Origin of the sequence: Streptococcus sp. 3874 (assembly GCF_013276425.1) — a bacterium.
Classification (GTDB): domain Bacteria; phylum Bacillota; class Bacilli; order Lactobacillales; family Streptococcaceae; genus Streptococcus; species Streptococcus pseudopneumoniae.
Genome location: NZ_VMLA01000105.1, coordinates 1 through 18030, shown reverse-complemented (window position 1 = coordinate 18030; position 18030 = coordinate 1). Strand labels below are relative to the sequence as shown.

19 protein-coding genes are annotated in these 18030 nt (G+C 39.9%); 1 reads left to right on the top strand and 18 read right to left on the bottom strand.

Annotated elements, in window-relative coordinates; genetic code table 11:
* Positions 1-24: 24 nt before the first annotated feature.
* The 6 genes from HT703_RS09825 to pbp2b all read right to left on the bottom strand — a co-directional run bounded on the left by HT703_RS09825 (position 25) and on the right by pbp2b (position 6758).
* Positions 25-729 carry a TIGR02206 family membrane protein gene (locus HT703_RS09825; protein WP_001055261.1) on the bottom strand — a complete coding sequence of 235 codons (705 nt, stop codon included), beginning with the start codon at positions 727-729 and terminating at the stop codon, positions 25-27.
* Positions 730-819: 90 nt separating this feature from the next.
* Positions 820-1431 (bottom strand): NUDIX hydrolase, encoded by a 612-nt coding sequence (locus HT703_RS09820; RefSeq protein WP_000804584.1) that lies wholly within the window; start codon positions 1429-1431, stop codon positions 820-822.
* The gene (murF, locus tag HT703_RS09815) at positions 1418-2791 is read right to left on the bottom strand and encodes a UDP-N-acetylmuramoyl-tripeptide--D-alanyl-D-alanine ligase (protein WP_054392832.1); all 1374 of its coding nucleotides are present in this window, start codon (positions 2789-2791) and stop codon (positions 1418-1420) included. Before murF ends, HT703_RS09820 begins: the two co-directional genes overlap by 14 nt.
* Before the next feature lie 83 nt (positions 2792-2874).
* Positions 2875-3918: a D-alanine--D-alanine ligase gene (locus tag HT703_RS09810; protein ID WP_000814626.1), complete on the bottom strand. Its 1044-nt coding sequence runs from the start codon at positions 3916-3918 to the stop codon at positions 2875-2877.
* A gap of 175 nt (positions 3919-4093) precedes the next feature.
* Positions 4094-4690 (bottom strand): recombination mediator RecR, encoded by a 597-nt coding sequence (gene recR / locus HT703_RS09805; protein WP_000966761.1) that lies wholly within the window; start codon positions 4688-4690, stop codon positions 4094-4096.
* A gap of 10 nt (positions 4691-4700) precedes the next feature.
* Positions 4701-6758: a penicillin-binding protein 2B gene (gene pbp2b / locus HT703_RS09800; protein ID WP_172930060.1), complete on the bottom strand. Its 2058-nt coding sequence runs from the start codon at positions 6756-6758 to the stop codon at positions 4701-4703.
* A 303-nt stretch (positions 6759-7061) separates the two neighbouring features.
* On the opposite strand from pbp2b, the gene HT703_RS09795 reads away from it, so the two are divergent.
* Positions 7062-7913 (top strand): MurR/RpiR family transcriptional regulator, encoded by an 852-nt coding sequence (locus HT703_RS09795; RefSeq protein ID WP_000360337.1) that lies wholly within the window; start codon positions 7062-7064, stop codon positions 7911-7913.
* A gap of 61 nt (positions 7914-7974) precedes the next feature.
* Here the strand turns inward: HT703_RS09795 and HT703_RS09790 are convergent, their stop codons facing one another.
* From HT703_RS09790 to HT703_RS09740, 12 genes are all read right to left on the bottom strand, one after another.
* Positions 7975-8325 (bottom strand): type II toxin-antitoxin system RelE/ParE family toxin, encoded by a 351-nt coding sequence (locus tag HT703_RS09790; RefSeq protein ID WP_000384968.1) that lies wholly within the window; start codon positions 8323-8325, stop codon positions 7975-7977.
* Positions 8315-8602 (bottom strand): hypothetical protein, encoded by a 288-nt coding sequence (locus HT703_RS09785; RefSeq protein ID WP_172930059.1) that lies wholly within the window; start codon positions 8600-8602, stop codon positions 8315-8317. Before HT703_RS09785 ends, HT703_RS09790 begins: the two co-directional genes overlap by 11 nt.
* 96 nt (positions 8603-8698) lie before the next feature.
* On the bottom strand, positions 8699-9583 hold the full coding sequence (locus HT703_RS09780) for an ROK family protein (RefSeq protein ID WP_100104135.1): 885 nt from the start codon (positions 9581-9583) through the stop codon (positions 8699-8701).
* Between the two features lie 17 nt (positions 9584-9600).
* Positions 9601-10518: a dihydrodipicolinate synthase family protein gene (locus tag HT703_RS09775; RefSeq protein WP_100104136.1), complete on the bottom strand. Its 918-nt coding sequence runs from the start codon at positions 10516-10518 to the stop codon at positions 9601-9603.
* A 169-nt stretch (positions 10519-10687) separates the two neighbouring features.
* Positions 10688-11332: a YesL family protein gene (locus HT703_RS09770; RefSeq protein WP_100104137.1), complete on the bottom strand. Its 645-nt coding sequence runs from the start codon at positions 11330-11332 to the stop codon at positions 10688-10690.
* A gap of 82 nt (positions 11333-11414) precedes the next feature.
* Positions 11415-11609, bottom strand: coding sequence for a hypothetical protein (locus tag HT703_RS11865; RefSeq protein ID WP_001810112.1), 195 nt, complete (start codon positions 11607-11609; stop codon positions 11415-11417).
* Between the two features lie 33 nt (positions 11610-11642).
* Entirely contained in the window at positions 11643-11987 is a 345-nt protein-coding gene (locus HT703_RS09765) for a hypothetical protein (RefSeq protein WP_014017319.1), read from the bottom strand.
* 327 nt (positions 11988-12314) lie between these two features.
* Positions 12315-12767: a YhcH/YjgK/YiaL family protein gene (locus tag HT703_RS09760; RefSeq protein WP_000575436.1), complete on the bottom strand. Its 453-nt coding sequence runs from the start codon at positions 12765-12767 to the stop codon at positions 12315-12317.
* A 227-nt stretch (positions 12768-12994) separates the two neighbouring features.
* Positions 12995-13834, bottom strand: a complete 840-nt coding sequence (locus tag HT703_RS09755; RefSeq protein WP_001192006.1) for a carbohydrate ABC transporter permease — start codon at positions 13832-13834, stop codon at positions 12995-12997.
* Positions 13835-13849: 15 nt separating this feature from the next.
* Entirely contained in the window at positions 13850-14716 is an 867-nt protein-coding gene (locus tag HT703_RS09750; protein WP_172930061.1) for a sugar ABC transporter permease, read from the bottom strand.
* A gap of 251 nt (positions 14717-14967) precedes the next feature.
* Positions 14968-16296, bottom strand: a complete 1329-nt coding sequence (locus HT703_RS09745) for an ABC transporter substrate-binding protein (protein ID WP_000672129.1) — start codon at positions 16294-16296, stop codon at positions 14968-14970.
* Between the two features lie 123 nt (positions 16297-16419).
* A complete protein-coding gene (locus HT703_RS09740; RefSeq protein WP_050208707.1) occupies positions 16420-17937 on the bottom strand; it encodes a PTS transporter subunit EIIC in 1518 nt (505 codons plus the stop codon).
* Positions 17938-18030 lie beyond the last annotated feature (93 nt).

Sequence of the window (18030 nt, the reverse complement as noted above, 5' to 3'; positions counted from 1 at the left end):
TAACTTAATGACATTGGCTCTGTGTTAAGCTTTCTTTGCAATCATTTTTTCTGCTTCTTGAGCTAAAAAGAATTCTAAGATTTTCTTAGTCAAACTGATAGTAGCTACCAGCACAATTGAAACAAGTAAATAATTAGCTACTAGACCATGATCCCCAACCAATGGCGGTTTTGTCAAGAATCCGTAATCCCCACCTGTTACCAAATTGACCACAAAAATCAAGGCATTTAGGGCAAAGGTCATGAGAAAAATTCCCTTCACATCCAGCAATTTCGCACTATACTGTCTCAATAGATAAACTAGAGAGTTCCCCAAGAGTGCTAAATGACCAAAGATAAAGGATAAAATGGTGATATGTGGAAAAGGGTAAGCATCTGGCACTGGATAAACAAAGGCTGCTAATGTCCCAAATGTTCCCAATAATGCAAAGTATTGTTTATATTTGGACTGACCAGGAAGCAAGAGTACCACAAACATAGCCATACGGCAATGGTAAAAGGGTAGGCTTTCTGACAATGGCATATGATTGACCCAGTACCAACCATAAAGAAGGATCAACTGAACGGCCTGTAAAATCTGGAAAAATCGTTGGTAAACCTTCTTTTCACGATAGCGATAGGCTGTATAAAAGGTCAAGGCTAAGAGCGTAAATAGGCTAACATACCAAAAAAGATCAAATTTAGGTGGTTCTGTTGGCTGAGTTGTAAAAAAAATATCCCATAAATTCATCTAGTCTTCCTCATAATTCAAAATTTTCCTGCATATTATTATACCATGCTATTTGTCAAAAATGGATTTAGAAATACGATAATCATCTTCTTAGTCAAGATATTGCTCCCTCTGACCTTGATAAACCTGCCAAAGAATCTCGATTTGCTCCTTGGTAATGCGTTTTTCAGATAAATTCGGCAGTTGGTCAATTGCAAAAAATTGAAGGTCAGCGATTTCTTGATTTTCTTGGAATTGTCCATCGAGAAGCTTACATTCAAAAACAAACTTTGCATATTGTTTGCTCTGTAGTTGGAAACGATTGGTATCAAAAACAGCTAGCAGTCTTTCAACTTTGGCTTTAAAACCGGTTTCTTCTTCAATTTCCTTGAGAATATTTTCAGTTGGAGAATAGCCGACTTCACCAAAGCCACCTGGCAAAGCCCAACTATCCTCTCCTTGTCCCCTAACCAGACAAATCTTCTCATCCTCAACAATCCAAGCACGGACGTCCATTAAGGGAGTCGCATAAGCGGAGGTCGGTTTCAAGAGTTCTGCCACTTCGTCTGCATCAAGGTCTGATACCTGATTCAACATTTCAGATAACAGACTTCGCAAGTCTTCGTAGCGCTCACAGTCAAAAGGATCTTTTGTAAAGGTTAAGCCAGTATCTGTAAGGGCAATCATTCTTTGCAGATACTTAACAAAATCACTTGGTTTCATTTTCTAAACTTTCTACCAACATGGCTAGGTTCATAGAGTTAGAGCCCTTGAGCAAGATTTGATTATTGGCACTGAGGCTTTCCTTGACCTGCTTGACTAGGTCTTCAAATTGGTCTTGGTCTTCTGTTTTCTTGAAATAGTAAACGTGGCCAATTGGGAACATTTGACTGGCAAGTTGGGCCAATTCAGCAATGTCTTCTCCGTAGAAAATCACGGTATCCAGCACATCTGGAGAAAGGCTCAAAATCATCTGATTATGGAGTTGAACTGACTGGTTACCCAGTTCCTTCATGTCCGCTAAAACCGCAATTTTCTTGCCCCCTTCATTGGCTGGAATGGCAGAGAAGGTCTCTAAAATCAGCTTCATAGCAGTTGGATTGGCATTGTAAACATCTGACAAGATGTCTGCTCCATTGGCTGCTTTCTTCCACTCGGTACGGTTACGCGTCAATTCAAGATTTTGGAAGGCCTGACAAATTTGTTCTTCTGAAACTCCTTCTTGTAGGGCCACATAAGCAGCAATCATAGCATTAGTGGCATTGTACTTACCAGTCACTGGCAAATCAAGGGCTTGTTCCAAGAAATTAGCTTTAAAGGTCAGACTGTCCTTACGCTCAACCAAGTCTGTGATTTCCAACTCTGCTCCTTGCCCAAAACGAACCACCTTTTTATCAGTTGGCAAGTAGGCCTCTACAATGGAGTCGGCTGGGGCCAAAAGCAAGGAATTCGAAGCCATGCCATCTGCAATTTGCATTTTTCCTTGGGCAATCTCCGAACGGTCTTTGAAAAAGGCCAAATGGGCTTCTCCAACCAAGGTCACGATGGCTATCTTTGGATGAGCCAATTCAGACAAGAGATGAATATCTCCCAAGTGATCCTGTCCCATCTCCAAAACCAACTTTTCTGTTCCTTCAGGCATATGGAGAACTGTGTAAGGAAGACCAATCTCGTTATTGTAGTTTCCTTGAGTTTTGTAGGTTTTGTAGATTGTTGACAGCAAATGTGCCAACATATCCTTGGTCGTTGTCTTACCATTTGAACCCGTAATAGCAAAGACATCAACAGTCGTTTTTTCAAGATAGTAGGCAGCTAGTTTTTGAAATGCAGTCAACACGTCGTCTACTAGAATGTAGGGATGATTTGCGATTTCTTTCTCAGACAGGGTTGCTACCGCACCATTTTCAAAGGCTGTTTCGATAAAGTCATGACCATCACGCGCACCTTTGAGTGGCACAAATAAATCTCCAGTCCCAATCAATCGACTGTCAAACTCAGCCTTTTCTAACTGGGCGTTCGCAAAAAGACTAACATCATTTTTAGCTCCAACAGCTTGGGCAACTTCATGGATTGTTAATTTCATTTCTACTCCTTTAAAAAGGGTCGAAGCCCGAGAACTCTAGTCACCTGGCAGTGATGGTTCTGGCTTCTACCCTCTCTTTCATTTTATAGCAAATGCGCTTCGCGCTTGTTAAAGCTTTCCTTGGCAAGGTCAACCAAACGCTCGATTAGTTCTGCGTAGCTGATTCCCATATTGTCCCAAAGTAGTGGATACATTGACCACTGGGTGAAACCTGGCATGGTATTGAGCTCGTTTAGGAAAATCTCTCCCTTATCTGTATAGAAGAAATCGCAACGAGAGAGACCGAGGCCTCCAATGGCACGGAAGGCCGTCTCTGCATTTTGACGCATGACAGCTACCACATCATCACTGATTTTGGCTGGGATGTCCATGGTAATCTTGTTATCAATATACTTGGCATCGTAGTCATAAAAGGCAACATCCTTGACTACTTCTCCTGGTAGCGTGCTTTTGACATCGTAGTTTCCCAAGAGACCAACCTCGATTTCACGGGCATTGACCCCTTGCTCTACCAAGACACGGCTGTCATATTGAAAGGCAAGTTCCAAAGCTTGACGAAGTTCTTCTTGATTTTCAGACTTAGAAATACCGACACTAGAACCCATGTTTGACGGCTTAGTGAAGACTGGATAAGTCAATTTTTCTTCCACTTCAGCGATTTTAGCAGTCACATCATCCCCTTCAACGATAGCCACATAGGGAACTTGTGCAATGCCAGCAGATTCTAACACACGCTTAGTCGTGATTTTATCCATGGCAAGACTGGATGACAAGATATTGCAACCGACATAAGGCAATTTCAAAACTTCAAGGAATCCTTGAACAGAGCCATCTTCTCCCATCGGACCATGAAGAACTGGAAAGACCACTGCCCCTTCTTCATAGATAGCACTTGGTGCAACTTTCTTATCCCAATCAATGGTTTCATTGGTCATGAGACGGTCCTCTTGACCTGGAGTCTGACTAAATTCCTGCGTTTTGATAAAGTCACCTGACTGACTGATAAAGAAAGTCTTGACTGTGAAACGGTCGTAGTTAACCGCACGCATGATACTCTCAGCTGAAAGGACAGAGACTTCACGTTCCGCACTCCTTCCACCATATAAAAGAATAATCGTTTGTTTCATATTATTTGTCCTAATTCTACTAGAATACTCGCTCTTTAGTATATCATATTTGCTTGGTTTTTTAAAACTTGAACCTGATCCTACTCATCACACTATACAAAAAGAGGCCGATAGGAACGATTTTCAGCCTCCTTGATTTTTTATAAATGAATGGAGTTCGTAAATTTGTCTACACTTACAACTCTGTTCGATTTTCAATAGCCCGTAAGAGTGTGACTTCGTCCGCATACTCGATATCTGCTCCCACAGCAAGACCTCGTGCCAAGCGCGTAACCTTGATCCCAGCTGGCTTGAGTAAGCGGGAAAGATACATGGAAGTTGCTTCCCCATCTGCTGTGGCATTGGTTGCTACGATTACTTCTGAAACCTCACTATCCATCAGACGAGTCATGAGCCCCTTGAGATTGATATCATCTGGACTGATACCATTCATAGGGGAAATGAGGCCATGCAAGACATGATAGAGCCCGTGGTATTCTTGGATATTTTCCATAGCTGCCACATCACGACTATCCTCTAGCACCAAAATCGTTGTCTGGTCACGAGTCGGATCGGTACAGATAGAGCAAGGGTCGTCGTCTGTCAAACGTCCACAAACGGAACAGTAGGTCAATTCTCTCTTAGCAGAAAGGAGATTTTTTGCAAATTCATTGACATCGTCATCAGACATCCCAATCGTATAAAAGGCCAAACGCGTAGCCGTCTTAATCCCGATACCTGGTAACTTAGAATAGCTGTCAATCAGCTTGGCAATGGGTGTTGGATAAAGCATAATTTCCTTTCTAGTTCATTGGATGGTATTTTTGATACAAATTGATAATATCACGCGCAATGGAAGGTCCTACACCATTTGTTAAATTGGTATTATGAGGAAAGACCACTGCGACAGCGATTTGGGGATTATCAGATGGGGCATAAGCCACCGCATTAGTATTGGTTGCTTGCTGGCCATCTGCCACATAGCTTTCGGCTGTACCCGTTTTTCCGCTAATGGATACCAAGGCACCATTTGAAAAGGCACGTCCAGTTGTCAATCCACTAGTCCCATGAGCAACCTGATAAAAACCTTGGTGCAAGATACTCATATCGGAGTCGGATATATTGACCTTATTCATCTCTGTCGGTTGCAGTTGCTGAATCAAGTCGCCTAAGCCTCCCTTATCATTATTACCATAAATGCCTTCAACAATACGAGGAGCCACACGAACACCATCATTTGCAATAGTTGCTACATACTGAGCCAACTGCATGGGCGTATAGTTATCAAACTGCCCAAAGGCATTAGTAATGTAATTAGCAAAGCTATACTCTTTGGGAACAAATCCAGTAGATTCATCTGGTAGGTCAATCCCAGTCGCAGAGCCCAAGCCATATTCACCAAAGGTTGAACGCAATTTCCCCATAGCTGACTCTAGCTTGCTGGTGCCGACAAACATATTGGGTTGGTAGGTTTGCCCCATAAGACCTAAGGCTGTTTGGACCATATAAGTATTGGATGAATACTCCAGAGCTTGGACTGCTGTGATAGGGAATGAACCGTAAGCCTGAGTATACCAAGAATTGATGGGAGCTGAACCTTGGAAGACAATGGACTGGTCTGTCAAGGTCTGGTTTCCTGACAAGACTCCATTTTCCCAACCTGAGCTGATGGTCGCAGCCTTGACAACCGAACCTGGGACAAAGACATTGGTTACCGTTCCCAAGGAATCAGGCGTCAACTCTCCCGTTTTCAGGTCATGTTTGAGTCCTGACATAGACAAAACAGCACCTGTTTTGGGGTTAAGGGCGACTGCATAGACACCTTCAGAATACTTGGCTCCTCCATTTCCTAGCTCGGAATTGAAATAACTTTTCAGCAGAGCATCCACGCTATCTTGGAAGGCCAAATCAATGGTCAGCTTGATATTGTTTCCCTTACTACCTTCCTCAATTGTATCCACGCTTTCCATATTACCATATTTATCCAGATGGATTTCTTTTACCGAGCGTTTTCCTTGCAAGGTCTCTTCATATTGCTTTTCCAAATACGAAGTTCCAACACGGTCATTTAGAGAATAGCCTTTTTTAAGATAGGCTTCTGCTTCTTCCGCCGGGAGACCAGCTTTTTCACTGGATACACTCCCTACTATAGAAGAAAGAGAAGTTTCCAAAACCTTTCGATCCCAAGAAGTAGAAATACTAATGCCAGGCATCTCCTTTGAAATAGAGGCAATAACAGCCACCTGAGAATCATTTAAAGGATCTGTCGCAATGGTACCTGTCGCAAAGTTTCCAACAGCATTTAACTGACTAAAAAGATAGATTTCTTTCTTTTCATCCTCTGTATAGTTTAGTTGACTCGTTTGGACACTATCGACCGCATTGTTATACAGTTCTGATTCGGATAGGCGATTGCCATCTGAATCCAAGCGTTTCTCGCTTGGGAGAGCCTCCACTGTCTGTTTATAGATTTCAGGATCAGCCAAATAGTAATCCGCCAGCTGGCGTTCTGTCAAATTTAGAGAGCTGATGCTCACATAAGTCAGTAACTTTTTAGCTGTTTCTTTTAAGTCTGTAGCCGTCATTTTATTGCTACGCGTAAAGGAAACAACCTTCTTTAGCGTATTTTCTACCAAAGGTTTCCCACTAGCATCATAAATTTCCCCACGGGCAGAACTGCTTGTGACCTTGGTCTGACTAGCTGATGCTAGCTTTTTTTCGTAAAAATCCTTGTTTAAAACCTGCATATACAACAAACGACCAATAATGGTCATAAAGAGTAAAATGATGATTGAAAACAATAAATTAAGCCGAATCGGAATCGAATGGCTGTTAAATCTTCTCATACAAATCAGTCTCATTTCTAATACTCAATGAAAATCAAAGAGCAAACTAGGAAGCTAGCCGCAGGCTGTACTTGAGTACGGCAAGGCAACGATGACGTAGTTTGAAGAGATTTTCGAAGAGTATAATTAAAATCTTACTCTTAATTGTACCACAATTTGAGTAGAAAATTATGGAAAAGTAAGAAGCTTTTTCGACTTTTTCGTTTTTAAAACAGAGATGCGTTTTTATTTATCTATCCTTATATTATGTGTTATAATGAAGTGTGACTATTCCCTGATCTAGTCTTCCAGTATGACTCATGTAAAGGAGCTTTCCCTATGGACAAACCAGATATCGCAACTATCATTGATTCACATTTTGAAGAAATGACAGACCTAGAGCAAGAAATCGCTCGCTATTTTTTGCAAGCTGAAACGATTACAGATGATTTATCTTCTCAACAAGTCACCCAAAAATTACATATTTCTCAAGCTGCTTTGACCCGCTTTGCTAAAAAGTGTGGCTTTACTGGCTACCGAGAATTTATTTTCCAATACCAACATCAGGCAGAAAATCAAGCCAACCAAGTCTCCAAGCACAGTCCACTGACCAAACGAGTCCTCAGAAGTTATAGCAATATGAGGGAACAAACACAAGACTTGATTGACGAAATCCAACTAGAACGAATTGCCCAGCTAATCGAAGATGCTGAGCGTGTCTACTTCTTCGGAACAGGGAGTTCTGGCCTCGTCGCCCGTGAAATGAAATTGCGGTTCATGCGTCTGGGTGTGGTCTGCGAAGCCTTGACCGATCAAGATGGCTTTGCATGGACAACCAGCATTATGGAGGAAAATTGTCTCGTACTGGGCTTCTCACTTTCTGGTACAACACCTTCTATTTTAGATAGTCTATTAGATGCCAAGGAGATGGGGGCAAAGACTGTACTCTTTTCAAGTGTTCCCAATAAAGATAGCCAGGCCTACACAGAGACTGTTCTTGTAGCCACCCACAGCCAGCCTTCCTATATCCAACGAATATCCGCTCAACTTCCTATGCTCTTCTTTATCGATTTGATTTATGCCTACTTTTTGGAAATCAATCGCGAAAGCAAGGAAAAAATCTTTAATAGCTACTGGGAAAATAAGAAACTCAACGGCTATCGTAGACAAAAACGTGTCAGAAAATCCTAGTTTGGCTAAGCCAAACTAGGATTTTTATTCATCACCAAACATACCTCTTCAAGATTATGAATTAGTCATATCTTGACTTAGTCTTGAATAATTTCATGTAATCACTTTTTGAAGGGAGTAAATAAGCAAGTCTGACGGTATCCTCAACAATTGTATACAATACAATGTAATCCTTACTCAAGGTCAATCCTCGCGTTTGGTAGCGAGGGTCTAATTTCTTACCAAATTTTTCATCAGCATCAAATCCAGCTTGGGGGAAAATTTCTAGCCGATTAATATCTTTTCTAATATTGGCTACTTTTCGTCTCGCAGCCTCTACAGAACCGATTTCCTCCGCTATATACTGATATATTTTATCCAGACTATCAATCACTCTAGGAGAATACAAAATCCTATATCTTTTATAATCCATAGCGTGTCACGACATCCTCATCTGTCAAGTAATATCCAGCCTCAATCTTGGCATAACTTTCTTGAACTTCTGCTTGTAATTGTCTAAACAAATACTCCTTCTCTAATTCCTCTTCACTCAGTAAATCTACTTCATTTGTTACGGCAACATTCTTTAAAAATAATCTGAGTGCTGATGAAAGAGAGAGATTTTTTTCTTTTAACACTTCCATGGCATCATTTACTAATTCTCTATTAGCTTGGAAGGTCACAATCTTACTTGAATTCGCTATAGTCATTTTATATAATTCCTTTATATATTTTATTTATTATCTCACAATTATAAAGAAAGTCAAGGGAATTTGATTAGAAAATCCTAGTTTGGCTGAGCCAAACTAGGATTGTTTTGTCTTAAAATGATAATATGCACCAAGCATACCTGCTGTATTCTGATGATGGGCAAATTCTAATCGTGTTTTTTCAGCTAGGCTTGGCACCAAGGCTTCTTTCAAGGCTGTACGGATCTTGGGTTTGAGGATAGCCTCTTGTCCCATGATACCGCCACCGAGAATGACTACTTCTGGATTGGCCACATAGCAAATATTTGCCAGACCTTTTCCTAGATAGTCTACCATGCGGTCAATACCAGCCATACAAATCTTGTTGCCTTCAGTGGCTTCCTTAAAGATGCGTCGGCCATTCCACTGATCAACATCTTCTCCATGTGCTTCAGCTACATATTTCACTAAAGCTGTTGTAGAAGCCAAATCTTGGAAAGCTCCATCCTGCATATGCATATAACCGACTTCACAGGCTGAATTACTAAAACCATGGAAAACTTTCCCATCCATAATCAAGCAACCACCGATACCGGTTCCAATAGTCAGGCAAAGGGTGACACTCGCTCCCTTACCTGAACCAGATACTACCTCAGCAAGACCTGCACAGTTGACGTCATTTTCAATCTCGCAAGGGATTTCAAAGGTACTCTCAATTTCTTTTTTAAACTGAGTTCCAGCATAGTTAGGAATCTGAGGGCCAGCATAGAAAATTTCACCCTTATCTGGATCCACCATCCCAGCAGAAGAAATAGCAACTCCTGCTACTGGGCCTTTTTCTAAATAGCTGGCTACAATATCTTTGGTTTTTTGTAAGATATGAGGTCCACCCTTATGCGCCTCAGTTGGCATTTCATGGGATTCAACAAGTTGGCCTTCTTGGTCAATCAAACCATATTTGATGTTGGTTCCACCGATATCAATTGCAACGTAGTGTGTCATAAATACCTCCTTATGGATTAGAGGAAGCGCTCCTTGGTTTCACGAATCAAGGCTGCAGCTGCTTCTACAACTGGACGATCTTCTTCAGTCACTGGTGTCAATGGTGAACGAACAGAACCAATATTCAAGCCTTCATTGATCTTCAAAACCTCTTTGATGACACCGTACATATTTCCATGTGCAGCAGTCAATTTGCCAATGATTGCATTGATAGCGTATTGCAATTCACGCGCTGTTTCCAAGTCTTTGTCAGCAATCAACTGATTGAGTTTCAAAAAGAGTTCTGGCATAGCACCATAAGTACCACCGATACCAGCTTTAGCACCCATGAGGCGGCCACCTAAGAACTGTTCATCTGGACCGTTAAAGACGATATGGTCTTCCCCACCAAGGCTAACAAAGGTTTGGATATCTTGAACTGGCATAGAAGAGTTCTTAACACCGATAACACGTGGATTTTTCAACATTTCAGTGTAAAGGCTTGGAGTCAAAGCAATCCCTGCCAATTGAGGAATGTTATAAATCACGTAGTCTGTATTTGGAGCTGCAGAACTGATATCGTTCCAATATTTAGCGACTGAGTATTCTGGCAAGCGGAAGTAAATTGGTGGAATCGTTGCAATGGCATCTACACCCAAACTTTCTGCATGGCGAGCAAGTTCCATACTGTCTTTGGTATTGTTGCAAGCAACGTGAGCAATGATGGTCAATTTCCCTTTGGCAACTGCCATGACTTCTTCCAAGATTAACTTGCGGTCTTCAACGCTTTGGTAGATACATTCGCCAGAAGAACCATTAACATAGAGGCCTTGAACACCTTTATCAATGAAGTATTGAACCAAGGCACGCGTACGTTCTGGGCTTACTTCTCCTTGATCATCATAACATGCGTAGAAGGCTGGAATGACACCTTCGTATTTTTTCAAATCTGACATAGATTTTCTCCTATTATTTTTATTTTCTGCTAAAGCAGATTCTTTCTTTACTTCTTTAGTATACACTTTACCGAAAAGGCTTTCAATATCTTATAGACACTTAGATTTTAGTTTCTAGCTTATAGAATAGCGTTTGAAGCCTTTGAAAGTAGTTTCAGAAATAAGACTCCTATTGATATTTTGCGAAAATTTTCTCCATCAATCCAGTCTGGATAAAGACCAATAGTCCAAACCCAAAAAGTAGGAAGACTGAGCCACCTAAGAGTAGACTGAAGGCGGACAGATAAAGAACCATCACAATGAGGACAAGAATGGCTAACATGAGGAAGAACCAAGGAAAGTTAAAACTAGCCAAGATAAGCCCTTTCTGTAACACTTCTTTCCAAGTTAAATCATAGCGCGCAGCGATTGGATAGCTAGCCAGCATCACAATGGTAAGGAAAATAAGAATACCTAAACAAATAGCTTTAACCAATTGGAAGGGCAGAGCTGTTTGACCCCAGAAAAGATAGAGATCTGAAAAGGTAAGAAATACAATTCCTAATTCTAACATCCCCAACTGAAAACCTAGTTTCAGATTTTGCTTGAAAGATCTTAGATAGATTTTAAAAACAGGCACCCGTCTGCTCTTCTTAATCTCAAACATGGTCTCGTAGAGGCTGATTTTAGCCACTCCAATCGTCACGATGGGCAAACAAGAGACGACAAAAAGAAGATTGGCTGTCACGATGTCCAAGACTTTCTCACTGAAACGCATGAGAAAGTTGTCTGTATCAAATGCTGCCTTGATAAGGCTTACTCCTTTTTGTGCCATGTTTGCTCCTCCATCATTTTTCTTTGTAAACTGTTTTCTTTTTTGTCAGTAAAGCTTTCATAAGTCCCTACCATGAACAAATCTATTTTTTCTTTTTTCTTTTGGACTTTTTTCTACTTTTATCTATGGACATATAATCTATATATATCCCGGACAGCGAAGCAATTAAAATAGTACTCCAAGTATGCTCATTAAATCCATCTAGCCCTCCACGGATTATCATTGCAAGCACTGTCCAAGCTAACATATTCAATAAAAAAATACAAAGTGCTTTCAATAAAAAAATACAAAGTGCTTTCATTCTCACATTTTAAAAGTTTATACGACCATTGTTAGGAATTTTATCATGTGCATCCCAAGCTGCAGCAATATTGTAGGCAAAATTACCATATACATCAGCTACATTCACAGCTACTCGTAAAATCCATCCAGAAATCTTGGTCGCTAATCCTACTCTTGCTGCTGCAGTTGCAGCTGCCCTACTTAAGATCGAGCGTGCCATACTAATACCATACTTAGCCGCATAAGTACCTAATTTTATGTATCTACCAATCAATGCATTCACAATGCCCCTAATTATCCAAGCCATCTCATCAACTGTAATTCCCTGTCCATCCAAGAAACTAGCTCTTGCAGCATACTTAGAAGATACCATTTCTAGCAATTCAATTTTACGTTCATCTGATATGTCTGGATAGACTCCTTTGCTATCTTCCACCAGATCCTTAATTTCTTGTTCAGTTAGCAAGTAATTTTGAGATAATTTTGCATCTATTCGATCTATTTCTGACTGTATAGTTTGGATATGCGAAACTTCATTCGCATACACAATTGAAGGTAAAATATTACTCATTAGCAATAAACAGACTGACAAGAAGATACCAATTTTTAAATATTTTATTCTCATTTCTCTACCTCACAAAGATCAATTTCATGGTAGAGTATTATCAAAGCTTTACAAAAAAAACAATTCATCCTATTTTTAATCAATTAAAATTTTAAACAAATACTTGCGAACTTGATCTTCCATACCTGCATAACCATTTGGTTGATGTGGCTCTCCTGGGAAGAAAATCGCAAAATTGTGATAACCCAATAAGAGTGGGTAGTGTTCATGACAATGGACAAAACCAATGTCACTTGCTTCGTCAAATGCTACTGCCTCGTCTTTGATACGTGAACCGTAGCTCGAATATTCATGCCCTTCTACCAACAAATGCAAGTCTGCATAGTTCTTGTGATGTTCAAACTGGTCATTTTCAGCTTTATTTAGGACATTTTCTTGAACAACTAGAAAGACCTTGTCACCATCAATATCATATTTTCCTAACTCGAATGAATCTTTACGATGTTCATAAAGATAATCAATTGCCTTGTCAAGATTGGGATGAATCCCTTTATAGAAGCTAATATTTTTCAAATCGTCAAAAATCATACTCTTTCCTTCGTTTCTGATAGTTAACTAAAACCATTCTTAAGTTGATAAGTGTCTGACAAAATCTCTAAGGTAAGCAAATACCCAACATTTTGTAGACACTTATAACCTCTATATTCTCTTATACTCAATGAAAATTGAAGAACAAACTAGGAAGCTAACCGCAGGCAATACTTAAGTATGGCAAGGTGACGCTGACCTAGTTTGCATTCGATTTTCGCAGAGTATTATCCTTTGACCGCTCCCATAGTAATCCCTTGTGTGAAGGATTTCTGGAAGACTAGGAAGACTGTTACAATTGGCACGGCAGCAAGGGCAGCTCCTGCCATAATCAAACCATAGTTGGTTGCCATTTCAGCCTGCATGGTCGCAACCCCAAGTGAGATGGTCAAATTGTTACGTGAAGTCAACATTACCAATTGCATGAAGTAGTCATTCCAAGTATTGATGAAGGTAAAGATTGCAAGGGCTGCAAACCCTGGTTTCACAATCGGGAAGGCTACGCTCCAGAAGGTACGAATCTCACCACAGCCATCAATCTTAGCTGATTCGAGCAATTCTGTAGGGATATTTTCACTGAACTGTTTCATGAGGAAGACCCCAAATGGCCATCCAATCAAAGGCAAAATAACTGCCCAAAGAGTGTCATGAATTCCCATGAAGTTGACGATACGTACCAATGGTACAAGGACAACTTGTTTTGGAAGCGCCATAGCAGCGATAAAGATAGCAAATAGGATACGTTGACCATAGAAACGTTTTTTAGCCAATACATAACCTGCTAGAGATGAGGTTGCACAGACTAAGAACATGGTTACCAATGAGATAAATACTGAGTTCCACATCCATTGCAAGGCAGGGTTCTGCACCATAAGTTGTTGGAAGTTTTCCATGGTTGGCATTTTAGGGAACCATTGTGGCGGAATCATAATGGTATCAGGCTGTGACTTGAATGCCCCTGTCAAAATCCAGTAGAATGGAAAGATGAACAGCACAGTCAACAAGAGCAAAATGATTGTTGAAATAACAGTAAAGGCTGTTAATGGTTTTTTTTCTGTAGATTGCATAACTGTCTCCTTTCTTTAGTATTCTACGTCGTTTCCAAGTACTTTAAATTGAACAAAGCTTACGATAGCAATCATGACTGCCAAGAAGACACCAATTGTGTTGGCATAGCCGTATTCTGTCAATTGGAAGGCTTTTTCGTACAGGTAGTACATCAAGGTACTTGTCGAGTAGTTTGGACCACCAGATGTCAAAAGCTGAATCAAGGCGAAACACTGGAAGGAGTTAATTGTTGTGATGATTGCAATATAAAGAGTTGTTGGAAGAAGGCTTGGCCATTTAATCTTCCAGAAAACTTGAAACTCAGTTGCACCATCAACACGCGCCGCTTCAACCAGTGAATTATCAATATTCCCCATAGCAGCGATATAAAGGATGATGGGCTGACCAACTGAAGTGGTCAAGAGAATAATCATAATCGCCATCAATGCCCAGTGCTTATCACCAAGCCATGAAATGTTTTGAGTAATGATATGACTTGATTTAAGCACAAAGTTCAAGATACCTGATAATGGATCATAGATCCATTTCCATACAACCGTTACGGCAACACTACCTGTTACAACAGGAAGGAAGAAGACAAAACGGTAGAAGGATCTGGCAATAGCATTTTGGTGATAGGTTTGCGATGCTACAAAGAGTGAGAATAGAACAACAACTGGCACAGATCCAATAACCAAAATAACTGTGTTAATCAGAGATTTTGCAAAGACAGGATCTTTAAACATACGGACATAGTTATCTAAGCCCACAAATTGGAAACTAGTCATAGAATAGTTAAAGAAACTTGTGACGAAGCCCATAATCATTGGTGCTAAAACAAAGATAATAAAGAAGAACAACACTGGTGCTAGGAAAGCATAGGAAATCACTGTTTCCCGCATACGAATTTTATTGACTTTCACAGTCGGCACCTCTCTTTCAAATAGAATAATTTTTTGACTTTCTTGAACTGTTTTAAAATCAAAATGAAATTTTTTATGATTCGCTTATGTAAGAACTTCATTTTAATTTCGTGACAGTTTCTTACATTTTAAACAAAAGCCCCCTTTTCTTACACTATCTGTGTAGAGGGAAAAGGGGGTATACACTCTTAGCTTCTTTAAAAAACTACTTTTTATAGAATAACTAAGGACTATTGTTTCATAGCTTTTTTGATTGTTTCGTTCGCTTTTTCAGTGAAGGCTTTCAAAGCGTCCGCTGGTTTTTCGTCACCATTTGATACAGATTGCAACATTGGGAACCAAAGTGTTCTCATTTCAGCAAATCCATCAATAGTGTTGTAGTATGGTGAGTAGTATTGAGTCCAGCCGCTGATTGTTTCCATGCGTTTGTCTTCATAAAGTTTTCCAAATGAAGTACGGACTGGGAAAGCACCTGTACGAACTACGTCTTTAGGTCCCCACTCTTTGTCATCTGCGATAAACTGGATGAATTTCTTAGATGCAGCGACTTTCTTGTCGTCTTTATTGTTGAATACTGCAAATCCGTTTACAAGGTATTCAAGAGCTGGTTTACCTTCGTCTGATGGGAATGGTACTTCTACTACTTCTACCTTACTTGCTTCTAACAGTTTAGCTTGGATACCATTTTGAGCTGGTGCCCAAAGGGTTGTGTAAGATGTTTGACCGTTGGCAAAGTTTTGGATATCTGCCCCACCGTCAAATTGTGAACCATTATTGAGCAAATTGTCTTTAATCCAGCCAGTTGCTTTTTCAAGACCTTTGACGAATTTAGGATCATCAGTTGTATATTTGCTAACTTTTTCATCTGTTACAGAACCGCTATAAAGGTTAGAGATAAAGGCACGTGTTCCTTGGTCTCCCCCTTGACCAGAACTGAACAATGAACCTGGTGTGTAGCCCTTGTCTTTGAGTGCTTTCAATACTTTTTCAAAATCATCAGTTGTCCAACCTTCTTTTACAAGGTTTGCCACTCCAGCATCTTCTAGCATTTTCTTGTTCATTGCCATGTAGAATGGGGCAGAACTAATTGGATACATGTAAGCCTTGTCTCCAGCTTTACTTGCTTGTATGATGTTTTCGTTATTGACATCTTTAACAAATTCATCTGTGAAAAGGTCGTTCAACTCAGCCAATTTACCATTTTTACCGTATTGGATGATACGTCCTGGTGCGTCAAAGAGTACGTCCGGAGCTGTTCCTGCTTCGATGGCTGTTGTGATTTTTTCAGGGCCTGACTTGAAGTCGATGGTTTCCAATTTCACTTTTACATCTGGATTTGCTTTTTCAAACGCTTCGATGATTGATTTTTCATAAGTTCCAACACCGTCACCAGCTTTTTCTTGGGTAAATACTGGGAATGCCCACCAAGTGATTTCTGTTTTGGCACCGTCACCACCTGATTTACCAGCATCTTTACTTCCGCCAGAATTGCCACAAGCAGCAAGACCAAGAACCGCAGCACCCGCAAGTACTGTACAAGCTAATTTTCTAAATTTCATTTGTATTCTCCTATTTTATAAGCGTATCCAACTTGGATAATGAGTTCTTTGCATTTATATACGTTTTCATTTTTTCCTACTCATCAATCACTCTCCTCTATTTTTTATTAAGTCAGTAAGTACTTAATCATCTACACCTAAAATTTCATTAATACTATTTTTATATAAGATTGCTTTTGCTCCATAGATTGCTTGAATGCCACCCTTCACTTCTAAGACATCAACTGCACCAATTTGTTTTAAAAGTGCTTTATCAACTTGATTAACTTCTTTTACAGCTACACGTAAACGTGTCACACAAGCATCTACATCTTCTATATTATTTGATCCACCCAAGGCTCTGATAATTTGTAGGCTATCCTGTTTTAAATGATCCGCAGTATTTGAAGTTGAATCTGCGGATTCAGAAATTTCTTTAGAATCTACTTCTTCTCCTCTTCCTGGCGTTAGAACGTTGAATTGAGTAATGAACCATCTAAAAATAATATAATACAAAACACTCCAAATAAGTCCAAATGGAATCTGAAGAACCCAATTCGTCTTAGCGTTCCCCTGCAAAATTCCAAATAAAGTAAAATCGATTACACCTCCTGAAAATGTGTTTCCTATTGAAATATTTAAGATGTCTGCAATAAAGAAGCTGACACCATCAAGGAATGCGTGAACAACATATAGAACCGGACTGACGAATAGAAACATAAATTCAATTGGTTCTGTAATACCGGTAATAAAAGATGTTAAAGCAACTCCAAAAAACAAACCCGCGTATTTTTTACGACGATTCTTAGGAACACTATGGTACATCGCTAAACAGGCAGCCGGTAAACCGAACATCATTGTTGAGAAACGACCTGCAAAAAACCTTGTTCCTTCTGTAAATAATCCAGAATGAGCCGGATCGGCTAATTGAGCAAAAAATATTTTTTGAGCTCCAACCACTGTTTGTCCTGAAACAGTTTCAACACCACCAAGTTCAGTATACCAAAACATAGGGTAAATTATATGATGTAAGCCTACTGCTCCAGAAAGTCTCATTAAAAATCCATATAGAAAAGTTCCAATTGAACCTGCCTGAGAAATATATCCACCTGTAGAAACAAGAAGTTGTTGGAAAGGTGGCCAAATAACAAAGAAGACAAAGCCAATTAAGATAGAAGAGAACGATGTAACAATAGGAACGAAGCGTGAACCTCCAAAGAATCCTAAAGCGGAAGGTAATTGAATATTGCTATATCGGTTGTGCAAATATACGGCAACTATTCCGACAACTAATGCTCCAATAACTCCAGTATCAATTGCAGATCCTTCTGCCATAAAAAGTTTTACCAGAGCTTTGATCGTTGCAGTCATAACTAAGTAACCAGTTACTCCTGCTAACGCAGCGGTTCCTTTATCTCGTTTCGCTAAGCCAATACATAATCCCACACAGAGAAGTAGTGACAAGTTACTGAATACAACCTCTCCTGCAGAGCTCATTACTTGGAATATCGATTGAAAAATACTATTGTCTAGTATTGGATAAGTTGCTATCGTGGTTGGGTTTGAAAGTGCACCACCAATCCCCAAAAGTAGACCTGCTGCAGGAAGTATAGCTATAGGTAACATAAAAGCTTTTCCAACTTTTTGTAAAACTTTAAATATAAAACTCCCCCCTCACATCTTATTTAAGACCAGCAACGAAGCGTTCTGTAATCTCTTTTGGTCTAGTAATAGCGCCACCAACAACGATGCCTC

What these genes read in the sequence shown, in the direction of transcription:
- HT703_RS09765 (WP_014017319.1), bottom strand. Translation starts at nt 11,987, where the DNA reads ATGGTATCTTCTAAGTATGCTGCAAGAGCTAGTTTCTTGGATGGACAG.
- murF (WP_054392832.1), bottom strand. Translation starts at nt 2,791, where the DNA reads ATGAAATTAACAATCCATGAAGTTGCCCAAGCTGTTGGAGCTAAAAAT.
- HT703_RS09780 (WP_100104135.1), bottom strand. Translation starts at nt 9,583, where the DNA reads ATGACACACTACGTTGCAATTGATATCGGTGGAACCAACATCAAATAT.
- HT703_RS09755 (WP_001192006.1), bottom strand. Translation starts at nt 13,834, where the DNA reads ATGCAATCTACAGAAAAAAAACCATTAACAGCCTTTACTGTTATTTCA.
- HT703_RS09775 (WP_100104136.1), bottom strand. Translation starts at nt 10,518, where the DNA reads ATGTCAGATTTGAAAAAATACGAAGGTGTCATTCCAGCCTTCTACGCA.
- HT703_RS09825 (WP_001055261.1), bottom strand. Translation starts at nt 729, where the DNA reads ATGAATTTATGGGATATTTTTTTTACAACTCAGCCAACAGAACCACCT.
- HT703_RS09770 (WP_100104137.1), bottom strand. Translation starts at nt 11,332, where the DNA reads ATGGCACAAAAAGGAGTAAGCCTTATCAAGGCAGCATTTGATACAGAC.
- pbp2b (WP_172930060.1), bottom strand. Translation starts at nt 6,758, where the DNA reads ATGAGACTGATTTGTATGAGAAGATTTAACAGCCATTCGATTCCGATT.
- HT703_RS09820 (WP_000804584.1), bottom strand. Translation starts at nt 1,431, where the DNA reads ATGAAACCAAGTGATTTTGTTAAGTATCTGCAAAGAATGATTGCCCTT.
- HT703_RS09750 (WP_172930061.1), bottom strand. Translation starts at nt 14,716, where the DNA reads ATGCGGGAAACAGTGATTTCCTATGCTTTCCTAGCACCAGTGTTGTTC.
- HT703_RS09785 (WP_172930059.1), bottom strand. Translation starts at nt 8,602, where the DNA reads ATGACTATAGCGAATTCAAGTAAGATTGTGACCTTCCAAGCTAATAGA.
- HT703_RS09810 (WP_000814626.1), bottom strand. Translation starts at nt 3,918, where the DNA reads ATGAAACAAACGATTATTCTTTTATATGGTGGAAGGAGTGCGGAACGT.
- HT703_RS09790 (WP_000384968.1), bottom strand. Translation starts at nt 8,325, where the DNA reads ATGGATTATAAAAGATATAGGATTTTGTATTCTCCTAGAGTGATTGAT.
- HT703_RS09795 (WP_000360337.1), top strand. Translation starts at nt 7,062, where the DNA reads ATGGACAAACCAGATATCGCAACTATCATTGATTCACATTTTGAAGAA.
- HT703_RS09745 (WP_000672129.1), bottom strand. Translation starts at nt 16,296, where the DNA reads ATGAAATTTAGAAAATTAGCTTGTACAGTACTTGCGGGTGCTGCGGTT.
- HT703_RS09760 (WP_000575436.1), bottom strand. Translation starts at nt 12,767, where the DNA reads ATGATTTTTGACGATTTGAAAAATATTAGCTTCTATAAAGGGATTCAT.
- recR (WP_000966761.1), bottom strand. Translation starts at nt 4,690, where the DNA reads ATGCTTTATCCAACACCCATTGCCAAGCTGATTGACAGCTATTCTAAG.